Annotated in this window: 30 protein-coding genes, 1 tRNA gene and 1 riboswitch; of the genes, 7 read left to right on the forward strand and 24 right to left on the reverse strand. The window is 39.8% G+C overall.

Annotated elements, in window-relative coordinates:
• Positions 1-14 precede the first annotated feature (14 nt).
• On the reverse strand, positions 15-2579 hold the full coding sequence (locus JI666_RS05710; protein ID WP_206889757.1) for a vitamin B12-dependent ribonucleotide reductase: 2565 nt from the start codon (positions 2577-2579) through the stop codon (positions 15-17).
• A 414-nt stretch (positions 2580-2993) separates the two neighbouring features.
• Positions 2994-3824: an octanoyltransferase LipM gene (gene lipM, locus JI666_RS05715; protein ID WP_206889759.1), complete on the reverse strand. Its 831-nt coding sequence runs from the start codon at positions 3822-3824 to the stop codon at positions 2994-2996.
• 240 nt (positions 3825-4064) lie between these two features.
• Between lipM and JI666_RS05720 the strand changes: the two genes are divergently transcribed.
• Positions 4065-4442, forward strand: coding sequence for a rhodanese-like domain-containing protein (locus JI666_RS05720; RefSeq protein ID WP_206889761.1), 378 nt, complete (start codon positions 4065-4067; stop codon positions 4440-4442).
• Between the two features lie 94 nt (positions 4443-4536).
• Here JI666_RS05720 and gcvPB read toward each other — a convergent pair whose 3' ends face one another.
• From gcvPB to gcvT, 3 genes are read right to left on the reverse strand one after another with little or no spacing between them, the layout of a single operon-like run.
• Positions 4537-6000, reverse strand: coding sequence for an aminomethyl-transferring glycine dehydrogenase subunit GcvPB (gene gcvPB / locus JI666_RS05725; RefSeq protein WP_206889763.1), 1464 nt, complete (start codon positions 5998-6000; stop codon positions 4537-4539).
• The gene (gcvPA, locus tag JI666_RS05730; protein ID WP_206889765.1) at positions 5997-7340 is read right to left on the reverse strand and encodes an aminomethyl-transferring glycine dehydrogenase subunit GcvPA; all 1344 of its coding nucleotides are present in this window, start codon (positions 7338-7340) and stop codon (positions 5997-5999) included. Before gcvPA ends, gcvPB begins: the two co-directional genes overlap by 4 nt.
• A gap of 25 nt (positions 7341-7365) precedes the next feature.
• Positions 7366-8466 (reverse strand): glycine cleavage system aminomethyltransferase GcvT, encoded by a 1101-nt coding sequence (gene gcvT / locus JI666_RS05735; RefSeq protein WP_206889767.1) that lies wholly within the window; start codon positions 8464-8466, stop codon positions 7366-7368.
• Positions 8467-8620: 154 nt separating this feature from the next.
• Positions 8621-8709, reverse strand: a riboswitch (glycine riboswitch).
• 209 nt (positions 8710-8918) lie between these two features.
• Here gcvT and JI666_RS05740 point away from each other — a divergent pair.
• Together JI666_RS05740 and JI666_RS05745 are read left to right on the forward strand one after the other, a co-directional pair.
• Positions 8919-10598: a DEAD/DEAH box helicase gene (locus JI666_RS05740; protein WP_206889769.1), complete on the forward strand. Its 1680-nt coding sequence runs from the start codon at positions 8919-8921 to the stop codon at positions 10596-10598.
• The gene (locus JI666_RS05745; RefSeq protein WP_206889771.1) at positions 10576-11367 is read left to right on the forward strand and encodes a YqhG family protein; all 792 of its coding nucleotides are present in this window, start codon (positions 10576-10578) and stop codon (positions 11365-11367) included. Before JI666_RS05740 ends, JI666_RS05745 begins: the two co-directional genes overlap by 23 nt.
• Before the next feature lie 33 nt (positions 11368-11400).
• Here JI666_RS05745 and JI666_RS05750 read toward each other — a convergent pair whose 3' ends face one another.
• The 10 genes from JI666_RS05750 to JI666_RS05795 form a co-directional block, all read right to left on the reverse strand.
• The gene (locus JI666_RS05750) at positions 11401-11583 is read right to left on the reverse strand and encodes a YqzE family protein (protein ID WP_206889773.1); all 183 of its coding nucleotides are present in this window, start codon (positions 11581-11583) and stop codon (positions 11401-11403) included.
• 57 nt (positions 11584-11640) lie between these two features.
• Entirely contained in the window at positions 11641-12138 is a 498-nt protein-coding gene (locus JI666_RS05755) for a shikimate kinase (RefSeq protein ID WP_206889775.1), read from the reverse strand.
• Positions 12135-12560: a competence type IV pilus minor pilin ComGG gene (comGG, locus tag JI666_RS05760; RefSeq protein ID WP_206889777.1), complete on the reverse strand. Its 426-nt coding sequence runs from the start codon at positions 12558-12560 to the stop codon at positions 12135-12137. Before comGG ends, JI666_RS05755 begins: the two co-directional genes overlap by 4 nt.
• Positions 12511-12936, reverse strand: a complete 426-nt coding sequence (locus JI666_RS05765; RefSeq protein WP_206890385.1) for a competence type IV pilus minor pilin ComGF — start codon at positions 12934-12936, stop codon at positions 12511-12513. Before JI666_RS05765 ends, comGG begins: the two co-directional genes overlap by 50 nt.
• Positions 12926-13246 (reverse strand): type II secretion system protein, encoded by a 321-nt coding sequence (locus JI666_RS05770; protein ID WP_206889778.1) that lies wholly within the window; start codon positions 13244-13246, stop codon positions 12926-12928. Before JI666_RS05770 ends, JI666_RS05765 begins: the two co-directional genes overlap by 11 nt.
• The gene (gene comGD / locus JI666_RS05775; RefSeq protein ID WP_206889780.1) at positions 13233-13688 is read right to left on the reverse strand and encodes a competence type IV pilus minor pilin ComGD; all 456 of its coding nucleotides are present in this window, start codon (positions 13686-13688) and stop codon (positions 13233-13235) included. The genes JI666_RS05770 and comGD overlap by 14 nt, the downstream gene beginning before the upstream one ends.
• Complete coding sequence (comGC, locus tag JI666_RS05780) at positions 13669-14004, reverse strand: competence type IV pilus major pilin ComGC (RefSeq protein WP_414635128.1); 336 nt, start codon at positions 14002-14004, stop codon at positions 13669-13671. Before comGC ends, comGD begins: the two co-directional genes overlap by 20 nt.
• 14 nt (positions 14005-14018) lie before the next feature.
• Complete coding sequence (gene comGB, locus JI666_RS05785) at positions 14019-15047, reverse strand: competence type IV pilus assembly protein ComGB (protein WP_206889784.1); 1029 nt, start codon at positions 15045-15047, stop codon at positions 14019-14021.
• A complete protein-coding gene (gene comGA, locus JI666_RS05790; protein WP_206889785.1) occupies positions 15022-16104 on the reverse strand; it encodes a competence type IV pilus ATPase ComGA in 1083 nt (360 codons plus the stop codon). The genes comGB and comGA overlap by 26 nt, the downstream gene beginning before the upstream one ends.
• Before the next feature lie 120 nt (positions 16105-16224).
• Positions 16225-17082, reverse strand: coding sequence for an alpha/beta fold hydrolase (locus JI666_RS05795; RefSeq protein ID WP_206889786.1), 858 nt, complete (start codon positions 17080-17082; stop codon positions 16225-16227).
• Between the two features lie 338 nt (positions 17083-17420).
• Here JI666_RS05795 and JI666_RS05800 point away from each other — a divergent pair.
• A tRNA-Gln gene (locus tag JI666_RS05800) sits at positions 17421-17495 on the forward strand.
• Positions 17496-17501: 6 nt separating this feature from the next.
• Here JI666_RS05800 and JI666_RS05805 read toward each other — a convergent pair.
• Positions 17502-17885, reverse strand: a complete 384-nt coding sequence (locus JI666_RS05805) for a Spx/MgsR family RNA polymerase-binding regulatory protein (RefSeq protein ID WP_206889787.1) — start codon at positions 17883-17885, stop codon at positions 17502-17504.
• 249 nt (positions 17886-18134) lie between these two features.
• On the opposite strand from JI666_RS05805, the gene JI666_RS05810 reads away from it, so the two are divergent.
• A complete protein-coding gene (locus JI666_RS05810) occupies positions 18135-18380 on the forward strand; it encodes a DUF2626 domain-containing protein (protein WP_098444207.1) in 246 nt (81 codons plus the stop codon).
• A gap of 40 nt (positions 18381-18420) precedes the next feature.
• Here the strand turns inward: JI666_RS05810 and JI666_RS05815 are convergent, their stop codons facing one another.
• Together JI666_RS05815 and JI666_RS05820 are read right to left on the reverse strand one after the other, a co-directional pair.
• Positions 18421-19485: an SAM-dependent methyltransferase gene (locus tag JI666_RS05815; protein WP_206889788.1), complete on the reverse strand. Its 1065-nt coding sequence runs from the start codon at positions 19483-19485 to the stop codon at positions 18421-18423.
• Positions 19486-19503: 18 nt separating this feature from the next.
• Complete coding sequence (locus JI666_RS05820; RefSeq protein WP_206889789.1) at positions 19504-20145, reverse strand: MBL fold metallo-hydrolase; 642 nt, start codon at positions 20143-20145, stop codon at positions 19504-19506.
• Between the two features lie 76 nt (positions 20146-20221).
• Here JI666_RS05820 and JI666_RS05825 point away from each other — a divergent pair, with 76 nt between their 5' ends.
• Together JI666_RS05825 and JI666_RS05830 are read left to right on the forward strand one after the other, a co-directional pair.
• Positions 20222-20698 (forward strand): hypothetical protein, encoded by a 477-nt coding sequence (locus JI666_RS05825; RefSeq protein WP_206889790.1) that lies wholly within the window; start codon positions 20222-20224, stop codon positions 20696-20698.
• Positions 20699-20845: 147 nt separating this feature from the next.
• Entirely contained in the window at positions 20846-21031 is a 186-nt protein-coding gene (locus tag JI666_RS05830; protein ID WP_206889792.1) for a DUF2759 domain-containing protein, read from the forward strand.
• A 25-nt stretch (positions 21032-21056) separates the two neighbouring features.
• Here the strand turns inward: JI666_RS05830 and JI666_RS05835 are convergent, their stop codons facing one another.
• The 6 genes from JI666_RS05835 to JI666_RS05860 all read right to left on the reverse strand — a co-directional run bounded on the left by JI666_RS05835 (position 21057) and on the right by JI666_RS05860 (position 25802).
• On the reverse strand, positions 21057-21362 hold the full coding sequence (locus JI666_RS05835) for an MTH1187 family thiamine-binding protein (RefSeq protein ID WP_206889795.1): 306 nt from the start codon (positions 21360-21362) through the stop codon (positions 21057-21059).
• Entirely contained in the window at positions 21362-22135 is a 774-nt protein-coding gene (locus JI666_RS05840) for an ABC transporter permease (RefSeq protein WP_206889796.1), read from the reverse strand. Before JI666_RS05840 ends, JI666_RS05835 begins: the two co-directional genes overlap by 1 nt.
• Positions 22136-22138: 3 nt before the next feature.
• Positions 22139-22834: an ABC transporter ATP-binding protein gene (locus JI666_RS05845; protein WP_206889797.1), complete on the reverse strand. Its 696-nt coding sequence runs from the start codon at positions 22832-22834 to the stop codon at positions 22139-22141.
• A 261-nt stretch (positions 22835-23095) separates the two neighbouring features.
• Positions 23096-23914 (reverse strand): bifunctional hydroxymethylpyrimidine kinase/phosphomethylpyrimidine kinase, encoded by an 819-nt coding sequence (gene thiD / locus JI666_RS05850; RefSeq protein WP_206889798.1) that lies wholly within the window; start codon positions 23912-23914, stop codon positions 23096-23098.
• Positions 23915-23924: 10 nt separating this feature from the next.
• A complete protein-coding gene (gene thiO, locus JI666_RS05855; protein WP_206889799.1) occupies positions 23925-25019 on the reverse strand; it encodes a glycine oxidase ThiO in 1095 nt (364 codons plus the stop codon).
• A gap of 21 nt (positions 25020-25040) precedes the next feature.
• Complete coding sequence (locus JI666_RS05860) at positions 25041-25802, reverse strand: thiazole synthase (protein WP_206889801.1); 762 nt, start codon at positions 25800-25802, stop codon at positions 25041-25043.

Consider the following 25802-nt stretch of genomic DNA (forward strand, 5'->3'; position numbering starts at 1 on the left):
CAATCTTTATTATTTTAAAGTCCGCACTTTAACTGTGCACTACAGTTGTCACAAGTGTTACATCCACCGATTTCCTTAACCTGTCCTTTCCTACAAACGGGACAAGTATTACCTACTTCAGAGCCAATTGTAACGTCTGTAGAACGGAGGTCGGTAATGGTATCTACAAGAACAACCTGCTTCTTCTCTTGCATTCCATCTTCGAATTCAAGTTGTTCAAACGAATTTTCTTCCGCTTTAAGAGTTAGAACTTGAGAATCCCGACTGCCATCTACATAAACAGTTCCACCTTTTGCACCACCGTTGTATAGGCGCTCATATACAGCTTCTACTTGCTTAACTGTATAGCCTTTAGGTGCATTAACAGTTTTAGAAATAGAACTATCTACCCAACGCTGAATAACACATTGTGTATCAGCATGATCTTCAGGAGCAAGCTCCATTGCTGAAACAAACCATTCAGGTAGTTTCTCTGTATCTGCTTCTGGATTTCTTTCAAAGTACTCTGCAAGAATATCAGCTTTCACTTCAATGAATTTACCGAGTCTCCCACTTCTGTAGTAAGAGAAAGAGAAGTAAGGTTCAAGTCCAGTTGATACACCTACCATCGTACCGGTACTTCCAGTCGGTGCAACTGTCAGAAGGTGAGAGTTTCGGATTCCATAATCTAGAATACTTTCGCGAATATCATTTGGCATTTGTTGCATGTAACCAGTGTTAACAAACGCTTCACGAAGGCGATTTGTTTCTTCCAGTGTTGACCCTTCAAGGAATGGGAAACTGCCTTTCTCTTTTGCTAGATCAACTGATGCACGATAAGCCGTTGTTGCAATCGTTTCGAAGATTTGATCAGTTAACTTATTTCCTTCTTCAGATCCGTATACTGTTTCGCAATAGATTAGAAGGTCATGAAGGCCCATAACACCAAGACCTACACGGCGTTCACCAAGAGCCTGTTTTTCATTTTCGTCAAGGAAATACGGAGTTGCGTTTATAACATTGTCCTGCATACGTACGCCAACTTCGACAGTTTCCTTTAACTTATCAAAATCAACTGTTTTTGTTTCTTTGTTTGCCATTTCTGCAAGGTTTACTGCTGCCAAGTTACATACCGAATATGGAGCGAGTGGCTGCTCTCCGCAAGGATTTGTTGCAACTACCTTTTGTCCATAAGATGTAGCATTAGTCTTTTCATTCGCATTATCAATAAAGAAAATACCAGGTTCAGCAGAATAAGTTGCACAAATGTTAATTAAGTCCCAAAGCTCTTTTGCTTTTACTTTACGGTACGTTCTAACAGGGAAACCCTGCTTCTCCCAATCACGTACATCGCCGGATTCATGCCAATTCTCATTATAGAGAGCCATTTGTTCTTTAGAGTAGTTCTCGACATCTGGGAATCGAAGATCGTACTCTTCATCATTCTCAACAGCATCCATGAAATCTTTTGTAAGACATACTGAGATATTTGCTCCTGTCAAAAAGTCAGGATTATGAACAGAATAAGTGCCTCCAGTAAGAAGCTTTTCCTGCGCATCTTGCATCACTTTTTCTTCAAATCCACCAGTACCAGGAATGCTTCGATAGTTTAGGATGCTTTGGTACATCGATCTTTCTGATTCAGATAAAGGTGTGAATTTCAATTTATCTTCGGCAAGCTTTTTAATTTGCTCATCTTTCGTATTCTCCATTAGGAATCGAAGGATACGTGGGTTTTGCATCTTAGAAATAATGAATTCAATAATATCTGGATGCCAGTCAGCTAGCATAATCATCTGAGCACCGCGTCTGGACCCACCTTGTTCCACCAGATGTGTTAACTTCGCAATGTCATCAAGCCAGGATACTGAACCTGAAGATTTCCCGTTAACTCCTCTTGCAAGCGTATTACGAGGTCTCAGCGTTGAGCCGTTGGTTCCGACTCCGCCGCCTCGGCTCATTATTTCCATAACCTGTTTGCGGTGTTCAGAAATACCTTCCCTTGAATCCTGTGGAAAAGGCATAACATAACAATTGAAATAGGTTACTTCTGTATCAGCTCCTGCACCGTAGAGAACACGACCCGCTGGAACAAAGTTGAGAGAAGAAAGTTCATTATAGAACCGGTCTTCCCAGTACTTCTTTTCCCCATCTGTTTTCTCTACGTCCGCGAGACCACGTGCATTACGTCGCGCTATCTGCTCGTAGAAAACTTCAAGAGGTTTCTCAATCACATCAAGCGACCGAACAATCATACCCGATTCACGTTCTTCTTCGGTATCTAAGACACCAACATAATCTTCATGTACAGCTACAGTTGCTTTATTTAATTCATAATGGAGTTCTTCAACAAACCCAAGTCCACGTGCCGGAAACTTCGGATCTTCTTTAATCGTTAGAACGACGAAGTCACCTTTTTGTAACGTGCGTTTTTCTGTATCTTTAAACGCATAGCGATCAAGCATAACCAGACGACTAACACCTTTGTGTGATAGATGCATATCCTCAGTGATTGGATGGACCTGCTTAAACATTTCAATGTCTTTATTTAACTGCTCAATGTTAATTGACCTTCTTCTTTCGTCAGTTTGAATAGTCATATAACCCCTCCATTTCGACATTTATACATATATAGGTTTATCTAGATGTGTATAAAAGCAATCATTCTTATTGATTAATAGTAGCACATGTCCATCACACAGACAATCATTTTCCACCATATATAGTACCGATTAATATTCAGACAATACTACATATAGTGAAAAATGATGAATGAAGTGAATTTGTCAACTTTCAAATACAGTGAAAATAAAAGGTTTAACTCGGATATCAGAGATACACTATGAAGAACAATGAAAAAAGAGGAATTTTGTCTATTGCACATCGCGTGTATCTCTGTAAATTGGATTCTTCTACTATTCCAATTCTTTTGTTTCTTCACCTTATGTACCATCTATAACATTAGAACATTTGTTCTTGTTAAGTCAATAGGAAAAAGCACCCTGGTTAGGTGCTTATTTGCTGTAATTCCATTCATTACTTAAATATTTCTCTTTTGCTAATTGGTTCACAAAGTTCTCTTGTTCATCAGATAATCGGTATGGTACAAGGTCAATGTTAAGTCCTTTTTCAAATCCAGCGTAAAAAGCCTCTACCGCTTCTTCCATAGATACTGGGGTTGGACGAAGGGCGTTAATTGCTACGGCTTTTTTACGAAAGCCTCGCTGCATTCGTTCCCTTATCCGATCATTTTTAAATTTAAAACAATCAAAAAGCTTGTCCTCATCGATATCAAGTAAAATGGAACCGTGTTGAAGAATGACGCCTTTCTGTCTCGTTTGTGCACTTCCAGCTACTTTTCTACCTTCTACAACAAGCTCATAATAGGAAGGTGAATCGAAACAAACGCCTGATCGAGGTGCACGAAGCTCTGCTTTTTCTTCTTCCGTCTTAGGAACAGCAAAGTATGCATCAAGACCTAACTTTTGAAAACCTATTAAAAGACCTTCAGAAATCACGCGATAAGCCTCTGTCACAGTAGAAGGCATATCCGGATAGTCTTCCGTAACGATCACACTGTAAGTTACTTCTTTATCGTGTAGAACTGCTCGTCCACCAGTCGGCCTTCTTACAAAACCAAGGTCATACGCTTTAACAGCTTCTAAATTAATATCACGAGAGACTTGTTGAAAATACCCGATTGATAAGGTTGCGGGATTCCAACCATAGAAACGTATAACTGGGGGAATTAACCCTTCGCTGTGCCATTTAAGTAACGCTTCATCAAGCGCCATATTATATTCTGGAGAACGTTCTCCAGAATTAATAAATGCCCATTGCTTCATTACAGGAACTCCTTTACCACGTCAATATTCTAACACCTATTTTATTCTAGCAGACGATAAAAAAGATGACCATTGAACTTACTTATTTATTCCTAATAAACTAGCTTAAATGATTTACACCTACTTCTCTTCATCTCAATCACTCTTTTTTTCTCTCATCGTTATTTTCTTTTGCGGAAAGCTGAAAAGACGTGTAAACTTAAAGTTGTCGATTTTACTTGAAAGGGTGTAACACATTTTATGGAATGGATTATCGCAATCGCAATACTCGTCGCGTTTATTGTCTATATTGTCATTTCGCGATTCATGCAAAAAAAGAATGTGAAGACATTAACGGAAGAAGAATTTCGCGCAGGGTATCGCAAAGCTCAACTTATTGATGTTCGCGAACCAAATGAGTTTGACAATGGCCATATTCTTGGCGCTAGAAATATCCCTGTCAGTCAGTTAAAAATGCGCATTAAAGAAATCCGTAAAGACCAGCCAGTCTATATGTACGATTACAACGGCATTATTGTAGCTCGTGCTGCAAGCATTCTAAGAAAACACGGTATTAAAGATCTGTATCAACTGAAAGGCGGCTTCAAAAAATGGGGCGGCAAAGTTAAAAAGAAGTAGAAAAGCAGCTGCATTTGCGCAGCTGCTTTTTTTGTTAAAGGTTTTCTTTACGATTAATAAGAAGGTTAAGTAACTAATTCTTTGTTGTTTATGATTACGCCTTTTGATAACGTAAAATAGGTTTTCTAGCTGCTGTTGTTTCGTCTAGGCGACCAATTACTGTCGTGTGCGGTGCTTCCTGTACAATTTCCGGATTGTCTTCTGCTTCCTTTGCAATTTGAAGCAGACGATCACAAAACTCATCTAACGTTTCTTTAGATTCTGTTTCCGTTGGTTCAATCATCATACATTCCTCTACATTAATAGGGAAGTAAATGGTCGGAGGATGATATCCAAAGTCAAGCAGTCTCTTTGCCATATCCAGCGTACGAACACCAAGTTTCTTTTGATTCTTACCAGAGATAACAAACTCGTGCTTACAATGCTGTGTGTATGGAAGAACAAATGCATCCTGTAAACGTCTCATCATATAATTTGCGTTCAATACAGCATTCTCTGAAACTTGCTTCAATCCTTCAGGACCCATCGTGCGGATGTAAGTATACGCGCGCACATTAATGCCGAAGTTACCGTAGTAAGGTTTAACACGACCAATCGATTGAGGTCGGTCATATTCAAAACGATACGCTCCATCTTCTTTTACTAGCACAGGTTTCGGAAGATACGGGATCAAATCAGCTTTTACACCAACTGGTCCAGACCCAGGACCGCCTCCTCCGTGAGGGCCCGTGAATGTTTTATGAAGATTCAAATGCACGACATCAAAGCCCATGTCTCCAGGGCGAGCTGCTCCCATGATTGCATTCATGTTCGCACCATCATAATAAAGCTTTCCGCCAGCATTATGAATAATTTCAGCCATCTCTGTAATTTGTTCTTCAAATAAACCTAGTGTGTTCGGGTTAGTGAGCATGAGTGCGGCCGTATCTCCGTCTACTACTCTCTTCAAGTCTTCAAGATCAACAATGCCTCTTTCATTTGACTTTACTGTTACAGCTTCAAATCCCGCAACTGTTGCCGAAGCTGGATTTGTTCCATGCGCCGAGTCAGGAACAATGACTTTTGTACGGTTATAATCTCCGTTTGCCTCATGATAAGCGCGAATCATCATCAGTCCAGTCCATTCTCCATGGGCACCGGCAGCAGGCTGCAGCGTAACTTCATCCATACCTGTAATAGACACAAGGTTCTGTTGAAGGTTATACATCATTTCAAGTGCTCCCTGCACCGTTTCTTCTTCCTGTAATGGATGAATAAATGCAAATCCCGGATATCTTGCTACGTCCTCATTAATTTTTGGATTGTACTTCATCGTACAAGATCCAAGTGGATAGAAACCTGAGTCTACACCATGGTTACGCTTTGAAAGAGCAGTATAATGACGCATGAGTTGAAGTTCTGAAACTTCGGGAAGCTCTGGTTCGTTTTTGCGGTTAAATTCCTCAGGTAGCCATTGGTCAAGATCGACATCAGGCACATCAAGTTCTGGAAGACTATACGAAATTCGTCCTCGCTCGCTCAGTTCAAAAATCAAAGCCTGGTCTTTAGTTGTGTTCATTGTGCTCCCCCCACTTCTTCTGCAAATGCATCAATTTCATCTTTTGTACGATTCTCTGTTACAGCAATCAACATGTGGTTTGCAAGCTCTGGATAATCACGGCCAAGGTCATACCCACCAATAAAGCCCTTTTTCATAAGCTTACGATTTAGTTCTTTAACGGAACCATTCAATTTAACGACGAATTCATTGAAATAAACTCCATCAAACACTGTTTCCGCACCAGATTTTTCCAATTGCACCTTTGCGTAATGAGCCTTTTTGATGTTCTGCTCAGCCATGTTTCGAACACCTTCCTTACCAAGCGCACTCATCGCAACTGATGAAGCGAGTGCATTTAATGCCTGATTGGAACAAATGTTGGATGTGGCTTTATCACGACGAATATGTTGCTCACGCGCTTGAAGGGTAAGAACAAAACCACGCTGCCCTTTATCATCAGTGGTTTGCCCAATTAATCGTCCTGGCACCTTACGCATTAGCTTTTTCGTTACGGCAAAATATCCACAATGAGGTCCTCCGAACTGTGCTGGGATACCAAATGGTTGACAGTCTCCCACTACGATATCAGCTCCCATTTCTCCTGGAGGTGTTAAACGACCTAGCGCAAGGGGATTGCTTGATACAACAAACATTGCTTTTTGCTCATGAACAAGCTTTTCAATCTCTGGTAACGGCTCTAATTGACCAAAAAAGTTTGGATATTGAACCATCACACACGCTGTGTCTTCATCAATTTCACTCTTCAGTTTATCAAGGTCAGTCACACCATCAACTGAATCTACTTCCGTAACAGAAAGATGCTGTCCTCTTGCATACGTATCAATAACCGCACGAGCTTCAGGATGCACAGCCTTTGAAACGATAATTTTCTTCTTCTTTGTCTGACCTGCACTTAATAAACCAGCTTCTGCTAGGGCAGTTGGTCCATCGTACATAGATGAATTAGCAACTTCCATTCCTGTAAGTTCGCTAATCATAGTTTGGAACTCAAAAATAGCCTGTAATTCTCCCTGTGAGATTTCCGGCTGGTAAGGTGTATAAGCTGTGTAGAATTCAGAGCGGCGAATGACATGGTCAACGACAGATGGAATGGCATGGTCATAAACACCAGCACCCAAAAACGAAACGTTCTCTTGTGTATTCGCATTCTTTGAAGCAAGCTTAGACATATAGCGAATGAGTTCCGGTTCAAAAAGCTGTTTCTCTACATTAAGTTCACCTTTAAAGCGAATAGCTTCTGGAATATCAGCAAAAAGTTCCTGTACAGATTCTACTCCAATGGTTTCAAGCATTTCTTTGCGATCTTGATCAGTTGTTGGCAAATAACGATGTTTCATGTCTCTTCTCCTCCTCGGTATCCCTTTATTTCTCTCGCTTATAGAATGGTGATGGAATGACTTTTGCCCGTACACGTTTCTTTCTAATTTCCACATCCAGTTCAGTCCCAAGCTCTGTATACTCTTTCTTAAGTAAAGCAAGGCCCACATTTTTCTTTAGTGTAGGTGACTGTGTTCCTGTCGTTACTTCACCAATAAGCTCTTCGCCTTTATATACCGAATAATGGGTCCTTGGAATACCACGATCAATCATTTCAATTCCGACTAGCTTCCGTTCCAGTCCGTTTTCCCGTTGTGCTACAAGCGCACTCTTTCCAATAAAATCTGCTTCTTTACCCGTCTTAACTGCAAAACCAATTCCAGCTTCAAGAGGCGAAATATCTTTTGTTAATTCTTGACCATAAAGTGCGAGCTTAGCTTCAAAACGTAATGTGTCTCGTGAACCGAGGCCACAAGGTAGAATGTGTTCAGGCTCTCCAGTAGCTAGAATGATGTTCCATAAAGCGGGTGCATCTTCCCATGCAGTATAAAGTTCAAATCCGTCTTCTCCTGTATATCCAGTCCTTGAGACGAGTGTATTAATATCATCAATCTTTACGTCGTTTTGGAACTTAAAGAAGCCAATTGAACTTAAATCTGTACTTGTGAGACGTTGTAGAATCGTTTCAGCTTTAGGTCCCTGAATAGCAAGTTGTGCCATCTCACTTGAAATATTCTTAATGGAAACGCCAGACTCAAGGTGTTTCTCCAACCATTCATAATCTTTCTTTGTATTCGCTGCATTGACAACAAGTAAATAATGATCCTCTGCATGTTTATAAATAAGCAAATCGTCAACTGTTCCGCCGTCTTCGTAGCACATGGCCGTATATTGAGCACCATTTACCTTAAGCTTACTCACATCATTCGTCATCATCTTTTGAAGGTAAGCAAGTGCCTCCTCGCCTCTTACTTCAACTTCTCCCATATGAGAAACATCGAAAAGACCAGCGCGAGTTCGAACCGCTTCGTGTTCTTCTTTAATACTCGAAAATTGAACAGGAAGTGCCCAACCTCCAAAGTCAATCGTTTTTGCTCCCATTTCTTGATAAGTTTCATATAATGGTGTTTTTAATAAGGAATTCATCTTATTACCTCCCTGAGTCGTTTATCAGTACAAAAAAAGGACAGAGAAACCCGCTGTATAAAGCGCAGTTTCTCTGTCCCGTTGACCTGAAAGTTTCTTCTCACAATAGCGAGAATTACATCTTTGGCGGCTATAATAGCTCTCTCCAGAGGTGCGTCTAGCAAGAGTCTTTTTGCCTGAGAGATTCACAAATTTGCTTGCTCCTTCGGCGCTGCACACGGCAGTCTCTCCTCTTGCTTTCATTCGCCTATTTTCAGTTTTAAGGTATTGGATTTCATCGTTTGATTCATACTAGTAATGCTTTCGATTTCAATCCTACCACTACCAGAGTAAGGTTGGCAACAATCTTTTTAAGATTGAAAGTATTTGTACTAATTTACAAAAGGCGAACATTAATACATATTAAAAAAATATCATTCGTAATTAACATCTTGCTAGAAAGGGTTTTCATAATGAGGACAGAACTGCATTTCGATCAAGATTGGACAAATAACTTTATTAAGCAAATAGAAGAGGATGGGCCATGGGCAAATTGGGAGCTGTTTAAACTTGCAATCGAAGCAGAAAAGCATACAGCAATTCCATCTTTTACAGGTTTGCAGGCACCTGCGCACCTACCACACCTAACTCCTCACCCGTACCAGCTTGAAGCTGCACGACGAGTTGTAGAGGAAATGAATGGAAAAGCAATCTTAGCCGATGAAGTAGGACTTGGGAAAACTATTGAAGCTGGCCTTATTATTAAGGAATACATGATCAGAGGACTAGTCAAAAAGGTTTTGATCCTTGTTCCAGCATCACTCGTTTCCCAGTGGGCTATTGAATTAAATCAAAAGTTCTATATCCCTGCAGTTGTTCAACGAAAAAGCTATGTATGGGACCAGTGTGATGTGATTGTGTCATCAATTGATACAGCAAAACGTGAGCCACACCGCTCTATTGTATATGACCAGCAATACGATATGGTTATTATTGATGAAGCACACAGACTTAAAAACAGCCGAACAAAAAACTATGAATTTGTTCAGCATCTTCCTAAAAAATTCTGCCTTCTCTTAACAGCAACACCCGTTCAGAATCGTCTGGATGAAGTATTTAATCTTGTCTCTCTTCTTAAACCAGGTCATCTAGGAAGCTACGAGAACTTTGAGAAAGATTATAAAGGAAAAGAAAAAAGTGTTGAGGATGAAGAAAGACTGAAAGCGCTAATTCAGAAGGTAATGGTGCGAAACCGTCGTGAGGATACTGGTATGGACTGGCCTGAACGAATTGTGGAAACTGTTCCAATTACGTTAAGCCCAGAGGAAGAGGACCTATATCGATCCGTTGAGGCGTTAAAGAAAGAACCTGTCGCTACACGTAGTCAATTTTCAATTATTACGTTGCTAAGAGAAATATGCTCTAGTCGAGAAGCAGCTTATATGACGCTTAAGAAAATGCTAGAGAAAGAAAACGTCACTGATCAAGCTCGTGCATTAATGAATGAGCTAATTAAGAAGATTGAAGGCGTACCAACTAACTCCAAAGCTCAAAAAGCTCTTGAACTTATCCAAACTATTGAAGGTAAAGTGATTATTTTCACTGAATATCGAGCAACACAGATCTATCTACAATGGTTCCTTAAAGAACACGGGATCACTTCTGTTCCATTCAGAGGGGGATTTAAGCGCGGCAAAAAGGATTGGATGAAAGAACTGTTTAAAAATCATGCAAAAGTGCTCATTGCTACAGAAGCTGGTGGTGAAGGAATCAACCTCCAATTCTGTCAGCATGTAATCAATTATGATCTTCCATGGAACCCAATGAGAATCGAACAGAGAATTGGACGTATTCATAGACTTGGACAGGAAAGCGATGTTCATATTTATAATTTTGCTACAAAACATACAGTCGAAGAGCACATCCTAACCCTGCTTTATGAAAAAATCCAACTCTTTGAAAGCGTCATTGGGCAGCTCGATGAAATTCTAACACGACTTGGTATGCGTGATATCGAAAAGCATATTTCAGATATTTTACTTCACTCTGAAAGTGAAGGTGAGATTCGCATTAAGATGGAGAATATAAAGGAGTTAATCAACTACCAGCAGAATCAGAAGGAGGATACGGATGCGACAAGAAAATATTCATAACTACCTGCGCTCGTATTTCGTTGCCAATGACTGTACCATTCTAAATGAAAGGCCTGGTGCTCTTTCTGTTCAACTAACAGTTCAACTCGATAAAGAATTGATGAACCGTCCATTCTACTGGCATTATTTAGAGAAAATCGGTGGAACTCCTCGTCCCATGTCACTTTCACTCATTACAAACCAGCACATCGAGGAAAAAGGTGAGTTTATTCATTTCGGAGCACCAAGGCTTCATCAGATTTTTTCTTCAACCAAAAAGCTTGCGTCCTATATCCGACTGTATGAAGAGATTCCAACCTCACCGCATCAACAGCTTCCACTCCATCCATGGCTTGGACTCAATATAAAGGTATCTTATCAATGCGATCGAAAAAAGCATCGCTTGTTATCACTCGGTTTGCACCTTGTAAGTGGTGCAGTCGTAAGTGATTTTCATGATTTACTTCTCAAAAAATCACTTACACCGAAAATCCCAGATTACACCTTCACGATCAGTCCAATTATCAAACCTTCAAGTGGCTTAACTCGCCTTGAGGGTGTTATTGACATGCTTGTCTCACAAGAAGAACATAGTTGGGCAGACGAGGCGAAGAAACGATGGGCGGCAGACCAACTTCTTCTTGATCAGTTCTATGATGGAAGCACCGATGTGGAAAGCTACCATGTTGAGAAAGAAGCGCTTAGGAAACAATACGAGCCTGTCATCACAGTAGATATCATTAATGGTGGCATATTCTATCTTGGACCAGGCGTTGAATCACAAGCATAACTCCATGAAAAAAGCTCGGACACTTGTCCGAGCTTAACGATTTCCCTTCTTCACAAACATGGAGATAGCCATAGGAATGATGCCGAACCAACGGAACAAAAAGGGCTGTTTCGCTGCTTTACGTTCAGCACGCTGATTCTGTCTTTTTTCTTTTGGCTGATCAATATATGAGACCACTTGCTGCGTCATAAATTTCACTAGATCATTTGATGACATTGTACTCATCCTTTTATAAGTATATTCTACACTTAGGATGCCCATCTTTTGACCAATTTAACCAATAATGCCTTGTATTTCGTTAGCGATCTCACTAACAGAACGATTAGTCGTATCAATTTCAAAATGTGCTTCACGATATAATGGAAGACGTTCAGAGAAAATCGATTGAACCTTAACTTGTTTGTTGTCTCCAGCAAGCAATGGTCTCGAAGAATCACCTTCAAGACGCTTTAAAATCTCTTCAGGCTCACAATGCAAGTAAATAACGGTCCCATGTTTCCTCATATATTCTCGATTTTGTTCCTTGAGAATAATACCTCCACCTGTACTAATAATGACATTCTTATTTGGTAGGGTCTCAAGCGACTGAGATTCATACTTACGAAAAGCCTCTTCTCCTTCTGATGAAAAAATGTCTTGAATTGCTTTCCCCGTTACTTCTTCAACGTGGTCATCCGTATCAATAGCAGGTACGGCTAACTCGAATGATAACTTTTCAGCAATAGTTGTTTTGCCCGAACCCATAAATCCTGTTAAGTATATTGCCTTCATCCTAATTCTTCTCCCCACTTTGTGACTTTTCCCTTTACTACATTATAATAAAATGTAGCTGCTATACGGGTACCTGTTTGCGTAGCTCCATTGATCTTTATTTTCAGTTCATCAGTCGATTGCAAATAAATAACTGACGTGATTGTACCTTCTTCATAAGAATACGTTTGTTCAGTAGCTGTACTGCCACTCTTAGTTATATATGAAATTGTATCTCTCATCCCTAGGACTAGCAAGGATTCCTTTCGATCTTGCTCTTCTTCTCGATTAAGAAACTCTCTTTCGTTTTCTGTGATTGTGCATAAATGTAAGATAAATCCAATGGTTAGCGTGCTAATGAGCATCACCATAGCTGTCATATACCCTAGCTCATTAAGCCTCATCTGCAATCTGGAAAACAACACGTTTCTGACTTTTTCCATTTTGAAGCTCCACCTCAATTGTCACTTTCTTTCCTATTCGTCCAACTTTCAACTTCCTAATATGCTGTAGTACAACCTCATGCCCAGTTCCATTCACCCTCCTTCTAATTGACGATCCATACCGTTCATATAGTGCAAGTGTTCCATCCGTTTTCAATAGTTCTACGTTATCACCGACGATTGTTATCCGAGAAGCTTCCCTAACTTCTTTACAGAAAAGACGAAAAAACAATTGCGCTTCCTGTTGCTGAAGATCATCACCTGTGCTTTTAACTGCTGCATTCATGAGAATAGGCAGTACACTCACTATTGCCACAAGAATCGTCACTGTGAGCATTAATTCAATCAATGTCATACCCCTTTGACTATTCTTCATGTGGCAAACTCCTACAAATGACTGTATTCCTTCTTGGAGTACCTTGAAAGGATACACAAAGCTGATTTGAGGAAATCTCGAATGTGTATGGGACATCACCTGTTACTCGCTCGAGGGGTGGTGTCATTTCTTCTAATACAAGTTCATTCCAAAATTGTCCAAGCAGGATTGTAGCCTCTTTTCTTTCTCTAATGATTGAGCGCTCTTCATATATGTGGGTATATAGCGGAAGTACACTTGCAGATAAAATGCTTAAAATCGATAAAGCCGTTAACGCATCAAGTAATGTATATCCCCTAGAGTTTTTCAAGGTAAAAACGACCGGCGCCAACCTGGACAACAAGCTTATACTCCTCCTCTTCAGTTTTAATAAAAAGAGTTCCTGCTTTTTGAACATTACCATTTGCACCAAATACAATTTGATACCCAAGGGTACCCTTTTCAATTGTAATTTGTTTCGGAATATCACGTGTTTTAATAACGTTTGAAGCGGTACTTTGGATACTATACGAATGGGTATCAGGTGAGATGGAAAATCGGTGCGATTTTCCATCTGCATAAGAAAGTTCCTGAGTAAGGCGAAGATCTGCTTGCATTTCTTCGATAAAATGACGAGTTGAAGAGGCCGTTTGAGTTGGTGAAATTTGAAGAAAGACAAGTGAAAGGAGAATAGAGAATGCGGAGAGAACGATGAGCATTTCAATAAGCGTGTAACCTTTTGAAGTGAGATCATTAAGATGTCGGTTTAGCACCAGCAGCCACTTTTCCATTGGTTATTGTTAATGGTTGTCCACCAGGGCATGTCGCTTCTTCCATATCTAGATACTTTTCGCTAACTAAATCGTCGATTGAAGCAGGAAATGCCTTCTTATCAGCTTTATATGCAGCCACCTGTGTTTGAGCTACTTTAACAGTGGCTTCACAACTTTTACCTTCAACCACCTCATTGTTTTTGGTTAAACTTGGTACCGCAATGAGCAATAAAACAGAAATGATCATAATAACTATCATCATTTCAATTAACGTAAATCCCTTTTCCTGGTTCACTAAATGAATTAATTTTCTCACGTTCATTTTCCTCCCTAAATGGATTGTAAGTAATAAAACATAGGTAACAAAATAGACATAAACATCAGCATGACAACGAGACCTACACCAACAAAGCTAACGGGTTGAAGAATGACAAATCCTTTCTTTACTAATTCTTGAAATCTTTCACCTACCACCTCCCCATATAGAATTAATTCACTTCCGAGATTCCCACTTGCCTGGCCATGCATGAGAATCTCTTTAAACTCCGGAACATATAATCGAGTGTTTTCAAATAAGACTTCAAGCCGCTCCCCTCTCATTAACGACCTTGAGACGCGCTCAGCTTCCTCCTGAAAGAATATAAAATGAGATTGTTTCTTAAGTAAGACATACGCTTCAGAAATTGAGAGACCACTTTGAAGAAGAAGTCCAAGATGGAGAGATGTATGGTGTGTGAGATAAAGGGGAATGAAAAGATGGGCAAAAGGGAGTTTGCTATAGAAAAGCATTTTGTTAACAGCTGAAGTTCGCTTATTCTTCATCAATGATGATAGGTAATATGCGACACAAAGAAGAAAGATAACTCCTACAATCGCAGGCATAAAGTGAACAAGCTTCATGAAAATTCTTGATACAAGCGGTAAAGGAACGTCGAGGGATTCATACAGTGTATTGAACTGAGGCAATAAGTACTTTCCTACCACGAATAACATAATGGCAGTCATCCAGAAGAGAAAGATTGGGTAAGCTAGCGTGCTTCGAAGTCGCTTTTGCCATTCACTTCTCGTTTTCATTAATTGTCCTGAGGCTGATATTCCAGTAGCAAAGTCTCTTTGCTCGGACATATATAAGTAGGAAAGAATATCAGGTGGGAATTGGAAATCAGAAAGCACATCGTGAAATGAATCTCCTTCTTTCAGCCTGTTCATGATTTTTTCTACGTTGGAACGAGTTTGATCATTTTGATATAACGCATATACTTCAAGTGCCTTCGAAAGAGGATATCCCTCTTCCAGCATTTTTCCTATGCGTGAGAGAAAATCCGCTTTTCGATTAAGCTTCCAATTGTATCGTTTCACGGTTCCATAACCCCAGTTCTTTTTCAACCGTTTCTTTTTGAATATAACCAAGTGCATAGGCTCGAAGAATTAAATCTTTAATTGTAGATTGACCTGGTATGGATAAGGTCTCAGGCTCATTAAGGGCTTTTTGTAGGTGCAAACCTGCAAGAATTTCAACGACAGCAAGCTTTCTTCGACTGCGTCGCTTTAAACATTCTAAAGAACAAACCTTACAATAAGGGCATTTTAGAGGCACAAGTCTTTGGGTAGCAACACCCTTTAAGGTTTGGGCGATGTAATGGAGAGGAATTCCAAATTCAAGAAGTCTCGGAATACATTCAAGCGTGCTACCTGTATGGAGGGTGGAAACGACTAAATGCCCGGTCATACTCGCTCTTATGGCGAGTTGCGCTGTTTGCTCATCTCGTATTTCACCGACTACTAATATATCCGGATCGTGCCGAAGACCTGCTTTAAAGCCTTCGTAATAGGAAAGACCAGCTTTCTCGTTTACTTCCATTTGAATAAAATCAGGATTTCTTTTCTCAATGGGATCTTCGATTGTGAGGACGCGTCTATGGCGCTTAATACTTAACGTTTGCAGAAGTGAATACATAGTGGTGGTTTTACCTGATCCAGTTGGACCAGTAATCATGAATAGGCCACTGTTGCAACTAACAATTTGGAGGAGTCGATTAGCTGTTGAGGGGTAAAGAAATAGCTCTTTAAAGGTATGGGTTTCATCCTGTGGAAGAATTCGAACAACGAGACTTTCATGATACGGAGTGGGGATGGTAGATAGACGAAGATGAAGCTTTCGAGGATAAAGAATCATGTCCATTGCCCCATTCTGAGGGCGACGCTTTTCACCAATGTCCATTCCACTTAAGAATTTAAAATGGGACAATAGCTTTTCACATACTGTTAGTGGAAGCCACATTGCATCATAAAGACGATGATCGACGCGAAACTGAATGAGCGCTCCCTTTTCTTTCGGATGGAAATGAACATCTGACGCTCCAACCTCCATCGCTTGTTTAATGATCTCCTGACCTTTTTCTTCAATGTTCAGCAATTACACACCTTCCTTCCAGTTCGATTGACGGCAAAATCAGTCAAGATTTTTAAAACCGTAAGAAGAAGGATTCGCCACCTATTTGACAATTCCTTCTCATCCGAAAAAAATTATAATTTGTTAGGAAGAGACCTCATTAACTTCTTCAATAAACTGATGGACCACTTTCTTAAATGCCTGTTCTTCTTCAAGAAATGGATAGTGATTGCTATGTTTGAAAACAGCCAGTTGTGCTCCAGGTACTTCTGCTGCCATTTCTTCTGAGAATTCAAGAGGACACTGGACATCATACTCACCACAGATCACTAAGGTTGGTGTATTCACATTGTGAAGTTGTTTGGTTAAATCAAATTGAAGAATTTCTCTAGCAAAAAAGTTCATTCGGGCTGTTGCCATCTTCTTTTGTATAGCTTTAGTGAAATAGTTCTCATATTGTTCAGGTTTATACAGGGAGAGTTTAGTTCGCTCTCTTGAGATGAACTGCCGTTTTCCCTCATCAAGATTTGGATCTTTCAATTCTTCAATGTAATGCTGCATTAAATGATAGTCAGGGTGTTTCTGGTGATATATGCAAGCCGAAGAAGATGATCCATATTCTCTTGCAGCCGATCCGACTGCAATCATTGCTCTAAGCGACGAGGAAGCATGGATACCATATATGCAAGCAAGCATTCCCCCTGTAGAATGACCTGCAAATACCCATTGAGTTATTCGCAGTGCTCTTCGAATACTTTCTAGATCAAAGATCGATTCAATCATAAATAATTCGTGTGGCGCCCTTGCACCATCTGACCCTCCAGCTTCTCTTAAATTAACTAAATACACTGTATGGTTCTCGGTGAAAGCATCTGCAAAGTAATCACCGCTCTCGTTAAACTCTGAATATAAATGCGTCACACAAAGAGGTGGTCCATCCCCTTTTGAGAAGACTTCAAAAGTACCTCGATCTGTTTCGATGAAGTTCTGATCCCATGTCATTTGCTCATCTCTCCATTTCTTACAGCTAATACTTCTAGAATAACTTATTTCAGATTGATACTCTCGAACTTTTTATGATTTATTTTTCATTGCACACAAAAAAGCGACACGCGGAATATTTTCCACATATCGCTGTGACATGGATTATGTTTTTATCTTATTCACTAACTCTATAGGACATTCCTTTAAACCACTATATTTGGTAATTGAATTTGCTAGTCAAATAAACATCCCACTTCTGTATGCTGAAACAGTCTAGAATAAACTGATTTCAAAAAGATTCCACCTTTTGTATAAGATCTTTTTTCAAAGTTCATACTAACAGGGAAGTTAACTCTTGGGCTATGGCCAAGCGGTAAGGCAACGGATTTTGATTCCGTCATGCGCTGGTTCGAATCCAGCTAGCCCAGCCATTTCATTTACGAAACAACTGCAAGTTTCTTTTTGCGTTGCTTCAAGTTCTGTAAACCTGATTTATTGTATCCAACGATTAGCTTTTTACCATTTGTTACAATAGGTCTTCTAAGTAATTTCGGTTCATTGTGCATTAGTTCTAACATTTCAGATAAAGTTAGATCTTCAATTTCAATATCAAGCCCTTTAAACGAACTGCTTCTTCTGGCAAGGATTTCTTCAATTCCTTCAGTAGACAAAGTAATAATTTCTTTCAATTCTTCGATTGTTGGAGTGTCTTTAAATAAATGACGTTCTTCAAAATCTACACCATTTTCTTTCAACCACGCTTTTGTCTTACGACATGATGTGCAACTTGGGTACGTATAAAACAATAATTTATCTTCCATTTTAATTCCTCCCGGTTTCGTTTTCCGTTGATGCTTATCTTTACCCACATTATACAATAGTTAAACAAATATTGTACAAGAAAAAAGTTTGTATTTTTGTGAACGATTTGGGATAATAAATTGGAACCCTTTTCAAGGTTACTTAACGAAAGACACGATTTTGCCATAAGACTAGCATTTACTTTTTGACAAGAACTCATATATAATACGATATGTATGGGGAATGAACGAGCAAGGGAGGAACTTTTTATGCCTAGAATGTACCGAGTTTTAGCTTTCTGGACCGGCATTTTCTCACTAATGGGCTTTGTCGGTGAGATGCCAGTATTAGGATTGCTGTTCCTTGGCCAGGCCGGCATGTTTTTAGCGTTAAGTTATTTAAACTTAACAGAACGTACTTATTTGTATATTTTTGGTGTATACTTAACATTATTTATGGTCGGTTTTTCATACTGGTCTGTGTTCATGATGACACCTGGCTCAGGTGGACATTAATTAGAACATTAGAAAGACGATGCTTAGCGGCATCGTCTTTTTAATGTGTATTTTTCTCTTGCACCATAACATGAAATTGGTTGGATTCTGAAAGCCACCTTACAGCTCGATTCTGTTTCTGTTCAAGTGAAAATGGGTCGTCAGGGTTGGACTTCTTAAGATAATTCCAAAGACCATGTTTTAAAAGAAATGTTCCCTGTGGTTCACAGGAAAGCCAGTTGATCCCATATTGTTCTCCAACTTTTCGAACTGTGTCGATAGGAATGTGCGTTGTTAAGTCCATTTGACCAGGGTTCAGAAGTGAATCGGTGATAAGCTGATGATTGTGATAGCCTCGCAAACTCCCTCTTCTTCTTGCAGGTTCTTTCCATTCTTCATCTGTGTAGCCGTAATCAATGGTATAAATTTTTCCGCTCGATAACCACTCACAAGTACGATGCAACCATTCCGTCATTTTTAAAGGTACTTCAAAACGTTGATTATGAGAGATTGGATATCCATACTGCTTCATCCATGTTCCTATCCCTAAGTCTGTACATGGTTTGTACACCTCTATAAGCTTATCCTCATCATCAAGACCGACGCATACTTCCAATAATTCGCCATCGTATTTCTCTAGAACTCGAACTGGAAAAGCATCTAACAATTCGTTTGAGAAAAGAAGACCGTTTAACCTGGGCATTTCCTCTTGAAGGATTGTAAGAGAAGAAAAAATTCGTATATTAGCTGAATTGACTCGTTCCCTAATTAATTTCTGATGGTATGGGCTTGATTCAATCACGTAATAAGTGAGCTTATTGTATAACAGGGGATCAATATTTTTTACTTCTTTAAGAAAACTTTGTATAAATCTTCCGTCTCCTGATCCTACATCGACAATAATGGGCTCCATTAGCATGTTTGAAAGATCCTTACTAATTACGTTTGCCATAACACGGGCAAATATGTCATGAACTGTTGTAGACGTGTAAAAGTCACCGTTTCGTCCTACCTTTTCTTTATCTAAACGATAGTACCCATATCGTTCGTGATATAAAGCTAATGACATGTATCTTTCGTAAGTAATTGCATTATCGTCGCTTTGCCTAATCTCGCTCATTATCATTTGTAGAAGGTCCATCACTTATAAAGAGAAGCCATTTAGGAACGGGTTTCCCACCATTTCCTGTTCAATTGTAGTAACAGGTCCATGTCCAGAAGCGACAATCGTTTGCTCCGGTAGTTCAAGAAGCCGATTATGTATACTCTCTAGTAGCTGTTTTTGATTTCCACCTGGAAGATCAGTTCGACCAATACTACCTGCAAATAACGCATCTCCTGAGAATACAATATTTGATTCTTTGAAATAGAATGACACACTACCAGGAGAATGGCCAGGGGTCTCTAGGACTTGAAACGTAAATGAACCGATAGTCATTTCGCCTTCACGATCAATTAGATGATCTGCGGGTTTACCTTCGATATCTTCAACAATAGGAAATAGCTTTGAACCGTTTAACGATGCATTTGAGAGCCACTTCTCTTCATATTGGTGGACATAAACTGGAATTTCGTATGTCTCTCGCATTAAATCAACAGCGCCAATATGATCAAAATGAGCATGCGTTAAGAGAATAGCTATAGGTTTTAACTCTAACTTTTCGATTTTTCGTTTGATCCTCCCCCCTTCTGCACCAGGATCAATTAGTAATGCTTCGTTCTTCTCATTCCACAGCAATCCTGCATTCGCTTGAACAGGACCGACAGGCATTTGCTTCCATTCCATTAACATCGCCTCCATTGAAAGATTATGCTTCTTATTCTACACTATACAAAAGGCTGTACAAAAGGAGATGTTCACAATGAACACCGTTTACGGAGTTGAAATGAAACCACCTAAAGGGAAGTTACCTGGATTTACAGCTCAACTTGTTAAAAAAACAACTGAACTTGCAACAGTGATTGATCGCGATAAACAACTTGCTATTATATCTAATAAGCAAGAAGCACATGCTCTTAAAGATTACTATATCTCCAAAGACGTGTATGAAGATTTTTTTACACTTCTGCAACTTTCCAAAGTTGCAAAACCTACTGACATTTTCACAGATTATGGTTTCGTATCTCAGAATAATCACTATTACCTCTACAATCATTTGATATCTGGTTTTATCATAAAGCACGGAGAAGAAGAGGAAATAAAAATGGCTAAGCTTCAGTTTGAAGAACATTTAATCGCACAAGATCATGGAATTTTCTATATTGATCAAAGTTACATTGAATTAGTTGAGGGAATTGCGAGAGCATACGGACTTGAACTTACATTTGTGGTTGAATAACACCTCGACAAACGAAAAGAAAACGGTTAAAATAAGAAAGGACTTATAGTACATACCCTTCAAGTTAGAAAAATTTCAGATTTAACCATGCCATAGCATATTTCCGGGTATACTGATTAAGAGTGCATGGATAGGGAGGTATTCCGAATGGGTTTAGCCATTATTTTTGCAATCGTTACGATTTTTTGCGTGTGGGGCGTATTCCGCTCTTTCCGTGAAAAAAACTTTATGGGCCTTGCCTTTGCAGGACTAACGGTTCTAGTCTTTGGCGCTTTTACTGTTGCTACAATGATCGATATTCTTTTTGGATCTGGTGGCGGCGGAGGCCACTAAAAAAACAGCCATTATGGCTGTTTTTTTATGTTAAATGCTTTTTTACAGAATCAAGTTTATCATCCATCTTGACTTTCTTATCACGTCGATCGTCAATTCGGATGTTCGTTGCAACACGCTCAATTCCAGCTTGAAAAGGTGCTTCGTGGATAGCTTGTACTACCTCTAGAAGATCTTGTAAATCTCCTTCAATGAGAGTACTCATTGGTGTTAATCGATACGAAATTCGATCAGTGTAAGAATCAAGTATTTTCTGCACATCTGCTACATACTTACTAACACTCGGGCTTTCAGTGCCAATCGGAATTACTGTAACGTCTACAATAGCCATTAATCATTACCTCCTTCAATCGTTTGTAACTGCATATTCTGATTAAAGAAAAAGCGATAAGTTACAAGTGAAATAATCATCGCACATATAGATACTGTTGAAAAGACACTAATTGATATGACAATTTGATATCGGATTGCTTGAATTGGCGAAGCTCCTCCAAGGATTAAACCAGTCATCATGCCAGGGAGTTGAACAAGTCCTATCGTCTTCAGTCTATCTACATTTGGAATCATTGCTGCACGAATCGTCTTTCTTATAATCATTTGTGACGCTTGAGAAGCATTAGCTCCAAGAGACAGCGCAGCCAGAACCCTGCCTTGATTGCTTTGAAACTCATTTTTCATCCGTTCAAAAGCTAGTCCTGCTGCTACCATGCTATTTCCTATAATCATCCCACTCATCGGAATGACCTGTTCAGAACGAAATGGAATAATATCAAATACTAGCCATAGCGAAAGAACAAAAACTTCGATTAAAATTAATGAGCTTAATGATAAAAGAAATGCATATGGAATGCCTTTTCCTCTCCTACTAGCCTGAAGTGAAGCAATTACTAACATAACAGCTACCCATAATCCTATTCCCTGCCAATCAGGTATAGAAAACAAGAATGTCAGAATATAGCCAATAAAGAACAGTTGTACTACACCACGCAGCGACGACCAAATGGCGGATTTACCAATCCCAAGTGAATAAAGATAAGAAAGGGATACGGGTATCATAACAAAAAGTATCATCGTTAACAGCGAAAGGTTCGAAATATTTGTCATGAGCTAAGCCTCAAGAAATTTCTTTAGAGCATTGGATTTTGGATGACGAAATAATTCACTGGTTTCACCCTGTTCTTCCAAACGTCCTTCATTCATAAACAAGGTATAGTTCCCCAACCGTTCCGCCTGTTTCAAGTCATGTGTAATCATAAGAATGGTCTTCCCCTCTTCATCAACGAGCCTATGTAACAACTTTTCCATCCACTCGACTGTCCGCATATCCAAAGCGCTTGTCACTTCATCAAGCAATAGCACTTCAGGATCATTCGCGAGTGTTCTAGCAAATGCCACTCTTTGTTGTTCTCCACCCGACAAGTGACTAACATCTTTCGTTAAAATATCGACAGGTAGCTGCACTTTCTCAAGTAGTTCAGATCCAAGTTTGTCACTCCATTGCTTTTTAAGGCGAGGACCAAATTTCAAATTATCTTCTACAGTTCCTTCAAATAAATGGGCTTGTTGAAACACCATACCGATATCGCGCCTTAACTCACTAATTGGGTATTGGTCGATTTTCTTATTCTTGATATAAATGTCTCCCTGATCAGGGTCTTCCAGTCTGTTTAGCAACATTAATAAACTGCTCTTACCAGAACCTGATGGACCAATGATCGTGGTTAGCGTTGACTCCATCAATTCGAAATCAACATCATCCACTCGTTCATTTTTTACATTTCTTGCTTCAATTATTGTTTTCATCGGACAACCTTTCTATAATATAGGTTTCTCTTATCGTTTATATCATATTACGATTCTATACACCATTCTAAAGGGTTTTAAGAATTCTATTTAAAAGGCTCTTTTCGTGGACATTGTTGCTTCTGTTATAAGAGTAGTGGTTGATCTCCGCTCCAATCAGATGAGTTTCGTTTTACAATAATTGTTTCAAAAGCAACAATCTTTTAGAAAAGAGCCATTTAGAAACAGACATATAAAAACCCTGCAATGATGATTGCAGGGTTATGGTTCAATTGTTGTAGCCGCAAAATGGCGATAGGCAGCGTGGTTTGTAGGTCCTATTCCTTTGCCAATCGGCAGAGAGTGTTTAATTGCCAGTGTGATGAAATCCTTTGCAATTGAAACAGCTTCTGGCACTGTTTTACCTTTTGCAAGTTCTGCTGCGATACATGCTGAATACGTACAGCCAGTACCATGTGTATGGTTCGTATTAATTCGATTAGATTCGTAATGATAAAATTGATCATGGATATACAACACATCAATAGAAGTAGAACCTTCCATATGACCGCCTTTTATTAAAACAGCTTCCGCTCCACTTCGATGTAACGCTTTAGCTGCTTGTTCCATATCGTCAACTGACTTAATTTGCTGACCATTTAATAGCTCAGACGCCTCAGGAAGGTTAGGGGTAATCACTTTCCCTAGTGGGAGTAGCTCTTCCTTTAGAGCAATAATGGCTTCTTTTCGAAGAAGAGACGCACCTCCTTTTGCAATCATAACAGGATCAATTACCAAATTAGGCACTTGATACTCTCTTATTTTCTCTGCCACAGTATGAATCAGTTCACTTGAGAAAAGCATTCCTGTTTTCACTGAATCTGTCCCCATATCTGAAAGCACTGCATTAAGTTGTGAACGAACTGCCTCTACTGTTTGAGGATATACATTGTGGACGCCAAGCGTATTTTGTGCTGTTATAGCTGTAATAACGCTTGTACCAAACACATCTCGCTCTTGAAATGTTTTTAAGTCAGCCTGAATTCCAGCGCCTCCACCACTATCTGAACCTGCTATCGTCAAGGTTTTTCTCATTTCCATCCTCTCCCTATTATGTAAGCTGAAAACGTTCTGGTCGAAAATCATCTATTGCTAATTCCTGCGCCTTTTCTTCAATTTCATCCGCAACAATCTTTGCTGTAACAGGACTAAGCAAAACACCATTTCGGTAGTGTCCTGTCGCGAGAATAATCTCTGGATGACATTGCAATTTCCCTATCAGCGGGAACCCATCCTGTGTCGCAGGTCTCAATCCGGCCCATGTATGAAATGGTGATTCTGTAATCAGTTTTGGAACTACTTTCTTACTCCATTTCTCAAGACGCCCAATTCCATGTGCTGTTACATCTGTATTAAATCCCGCAATATCTTCAGAAGCGCCTGCCACTAATGACCCGTTTTCTTTTGAAACGAAATACCCCTGGCTTGTAAAAATAATGTGCTGAAGCGAAGGACCCTCATAAGCACAAATTTGCCCTCTAATCGGGTATACCGGCAAGGAACAACCAAGAGTCTCCTCCCAGTCCATTGCCCAGGCTCCCGTTGCGATAACTGTAAAGTCAGCTTCTATCTCATGCTGATCTGTCACGACCAGGTTATTCTTTCTAAGCATTGCTGCTCCCGCATGTTCAATTACTCGTACACCTTTATTTCGACAAGCTTGTAATAGAGCTGATACGTAATCAGGTGCATAGATATGTGATTCCTCTGGACACCATAGACCAGCTAGAATTTCTTTAGATAACTCCGGTTCTTTTTGTCTAACATCGTCACCACTCAGAATATATGACTCTACTCCAAATTTCCCCTGCCATGCTTTCTTTGTTTCAAGAGATAGTCGATCAGCTTCATGAAAAATACAATAAAGACTTCCACTTTCGTTATATTCAAAGTCCATCTGTGCAGCTAGTTTAATTTCACTCTGCCATGCAGGAAATAACTGTAGACTTCGTTGACACATTCGAAAAAAGTCATCGGGATCTTCTTCAATCTCAGAATAGGGAGCGAGCAAACCAGCAGCGGCTCCTGAAGCCTGTCCACCACATTGCCCAGCTTCAACAACGGTCATGTCATGCCCTCTTTTCTGGCACTCGTATGCAATTGATAGTCCAATAACCCCTCCACCTACGATCGTTATCCTCGCCATATAAGCCTCCCTCTTGCAATTCTAAAGAATTGGACTGCTTGCGGTTGCATATTTTTTCTTTGGTATCCTGCCAGCTAAATAAGATAATCTTCCCGCATGAATAGCATGCTTAACAGCTTCAGCCATCTTTGCTGGATTTCTTGCTTTTGCAATTGCGGTATTAAGAAGTACACCTTCTGCCCCGAGCTCCATCGCTTTCGTCACATCTGAAGCACTACCTAGTCCTGCATCTACTATGACAGGAACCTTAAGCTGCTCTGTAATCACCTCAATGTTATAGGGATTTAAGATTCCGAGTCCTGTCCCAATTGGTGATCCTCCTGGCATCACTGCCGCCGCTCCGGCCTCCTGTAGTCTATAGCAAAGTCCTGGATCATCTGACGTATACGGAAGAACGATAAATCCTTCCTCAGCAAGAACCTCTGTTGCCTTTAATGTTTCAATGGGATCTGGCATGAGCGTTTTCTCATTATCACTAATCTCGATTTTAATCCAATCACTTAATCCAGATGCTTTTGCTAAGCGTGCAATCCGAATCGCTTCCTCCGCCGTTGTTGCACCAGAGGTATTAGGTAAATAACGAAATGATTTCCCCTCAATATGCTGAAGAATAGCATCTTCACCAGGTTCATTTAAATTCACTCTTCTAATTGCAAATGTAAGAACTTCTGCTTCAGACGCTTCTATTGCCTTATTCTGAACATATGGGTTTGGATACCTTCCTGTTCCTAGAAAAAGACGTGATGATAACTGTATACCAGCAATCGTTAGCTTATCACCCAT

Source organism: Bacillus sp. NTK071 (genome assembly GCF_017303315.1).
In the GTDB taxonomy this organism is placed as follows: Bacteria; Bacillota; Bacilli; order Bacillales; family Guptibacillaceae; genus Guptibacillus.

What these genes read in the sequence shown, in the direction of transcription:
- JI666_RS05710 (WP_206889757.1), bottom strand. Translation starts at nt 2,579, where the DNA reads ATGACTATTCAAACTGACGAAAGAAGAAGGTCAATTAACATTGAGCAG.
- lipM (WP_206889759.1), bottom strand. Translation starts at nt 3,824, where the DNA reads ATGAAGCAATGGGCATTTATTAATTCTGGAGAACGTTCTCCAGAATAT.
- JI666_RS05720 (WP_206889761.1), top strand. Translation starts at nt 4,065, where the DNA reads ATGGAATGGATTATCGCAATCGCAATACTCGTCGCGTTTATTGTCTAT.
- gcvPB (WP_206889763.1), bottom strand. Translation starts at nt 6,000, where the DNA reads ATGAACACAACTAAAGACCAGGCTTTGATTTTTGAACTGAGCGAGCGA.
- gcvPA (WP_206889765.1), bottom strand. Translation starts at nt 7,340, where the DNA reads ATGAAACATCGTTATTTGCCAACAACTGATCAAGATCGCAAAGAAATG.
- gcvT (WP_206889767.1), bottom strand. Translation starts at nt 8,466, where the DNA reads ATGAATTCCTTATTAAAAACACCATTATATGAAACTTATCAAGAAATG.
- JI666_RS05740 (WP_206889769.1), top strand. Translation starts at nt 8,919, where the DNA reads ATGAGGACAGAACTGCATTTCGATCAAGATTGGACAAATAACTTTATT.
- JI666_RS05745 (WP_206889771.1), top strand. Translation starts at nt 10,576, where the DNA reads ATGCGACAAGAAAATATTCATAACTACCTGCGCTCGTATTTCGTTGCC.
- JI666_RS05750 (WP_206889773.1), bottom strand. Translation starts at nt 11,583, where the DNA reads ATGTCATCAAATGATCTAGTGAAATTTATGACGCAGCAAGTGGTCTCA.
- JI666_RS05755 (WP_206889775.1), bottom strand. Translation starts at nt 12,138, where the DNA reads ATGAAGGCAATATACTTAACAGGATTTATGGGTTCGGGCAAAACAACT.
- comGG (WP_206889777.1), bottom strand. Translation starts at nt 12,560, where the DNA reads ATGGAAAAAGTCAGAAACGTGTTGTTTTCCAGATTGCAGATGAGGCTT.
- JI666_RS05765 (WP_206890385.1), bottom strand. Translation starts at nt 12,936, where the DNA reads ATGAAGAATAGTCAAAGGGGTATGACATTGATTGAATTAATGCTCACA.
- JI666_RS05795 (WP_206889786.1), bottom strand. Translation starts at nt 17,082, where the DNA reads ATGACATGGGATCAGAACTTCATCGAAACAGATCGAGGTACTTTTGAA.
- JI666_RS05805 (WP_206889787.1), bottom strand. Translation starts at nt 17,885, where the DNA reads ATGGAAGATAAATTATTGTTTTATACGTACCCAAGTTGCACATCATGT.
- JI666_RS05810 (WP_098444207.1), top strand. Translation starts at nt 18,135, where the DNA reads ATGCCTAGAATGTACCGAGTTTTAGCTTTCTGGACCGGCATTTTCTCA.
- JI666_RS05815 (WP_206889788.1), bottom strand. Translation starts at nt 19,485, where the DNA reads ATGATAATGAGCGAGATTAGGCAAAGCGACGATAATGCAATTACTTAC.
- JI666_RS05820 (WP_206889789.1), bottom strand. Translation starts at nt 20,145, where the DNA reads ATGGAATGGAAGCAAATGCCTGTCGGTCCTGTTCAAGCGAATGCAGGA.
- JI666_RS05825 (WP_206889790.1), top strand. Translation starts at nt 20,222, where the DNA reads ATGAACACCGTTTACGGAGTTGAAATGAAACCACCTAAAGGGAAGTTA.
- JI666_RS05830 (WP_206889792.1), top strand. Translation starts at nt 20,846, where the DNA reads ATGGGTTTAGCCATTATTTTTGCAATCGTTACGATTTTTTGCGTGTGG.
- JI666_RS05835 (WP_206889795.1), bottom strand. Translation starts at nt 21,362, where the DNA reads ATGGCTATTGTAGACGTTACAGTAATTCCGATTGGCACTGAAAGCCCG.
- JI666_RS05840 (WP_206889796.1), bottom strand. Translation starts at nt 22,135, where the DNA reads ATGACAAATATTTCGAACCTTTCGCTGTTAACGATGATACTTTTTGTT.
- JI666_RS05845 (WP_206889797.1), bottom strand. Translation starts at nt 22,834, where the DNA reads ATGAAAACAATAATTGAAGCAAGAAATGTAAAAAATGAACGAGTGGAT.
- thiD (WP_206889798.1), bottom strand. Translation starts at nt 23,914, where the DNA reads ATGGAAATGAGAAAAACCTTGACGATAGCAGGTTCAGATAGTGGTGGA.
- thiO (WP_206889799.1), bottom strand. Translation starts at nt 25,019, where the DNA reads ATGGCGAGGATAACGATCGTAGGTGGAGGGGTTATTGGACTATCAATT.
- JI666_RS05860 (WP_206889801.1), bottom strand. Translation starts at nt 25,802, where the DNA reads ATGGGTGATAAGCTAACGATTGCTGGTATACAGTTATCATCACGTCTT.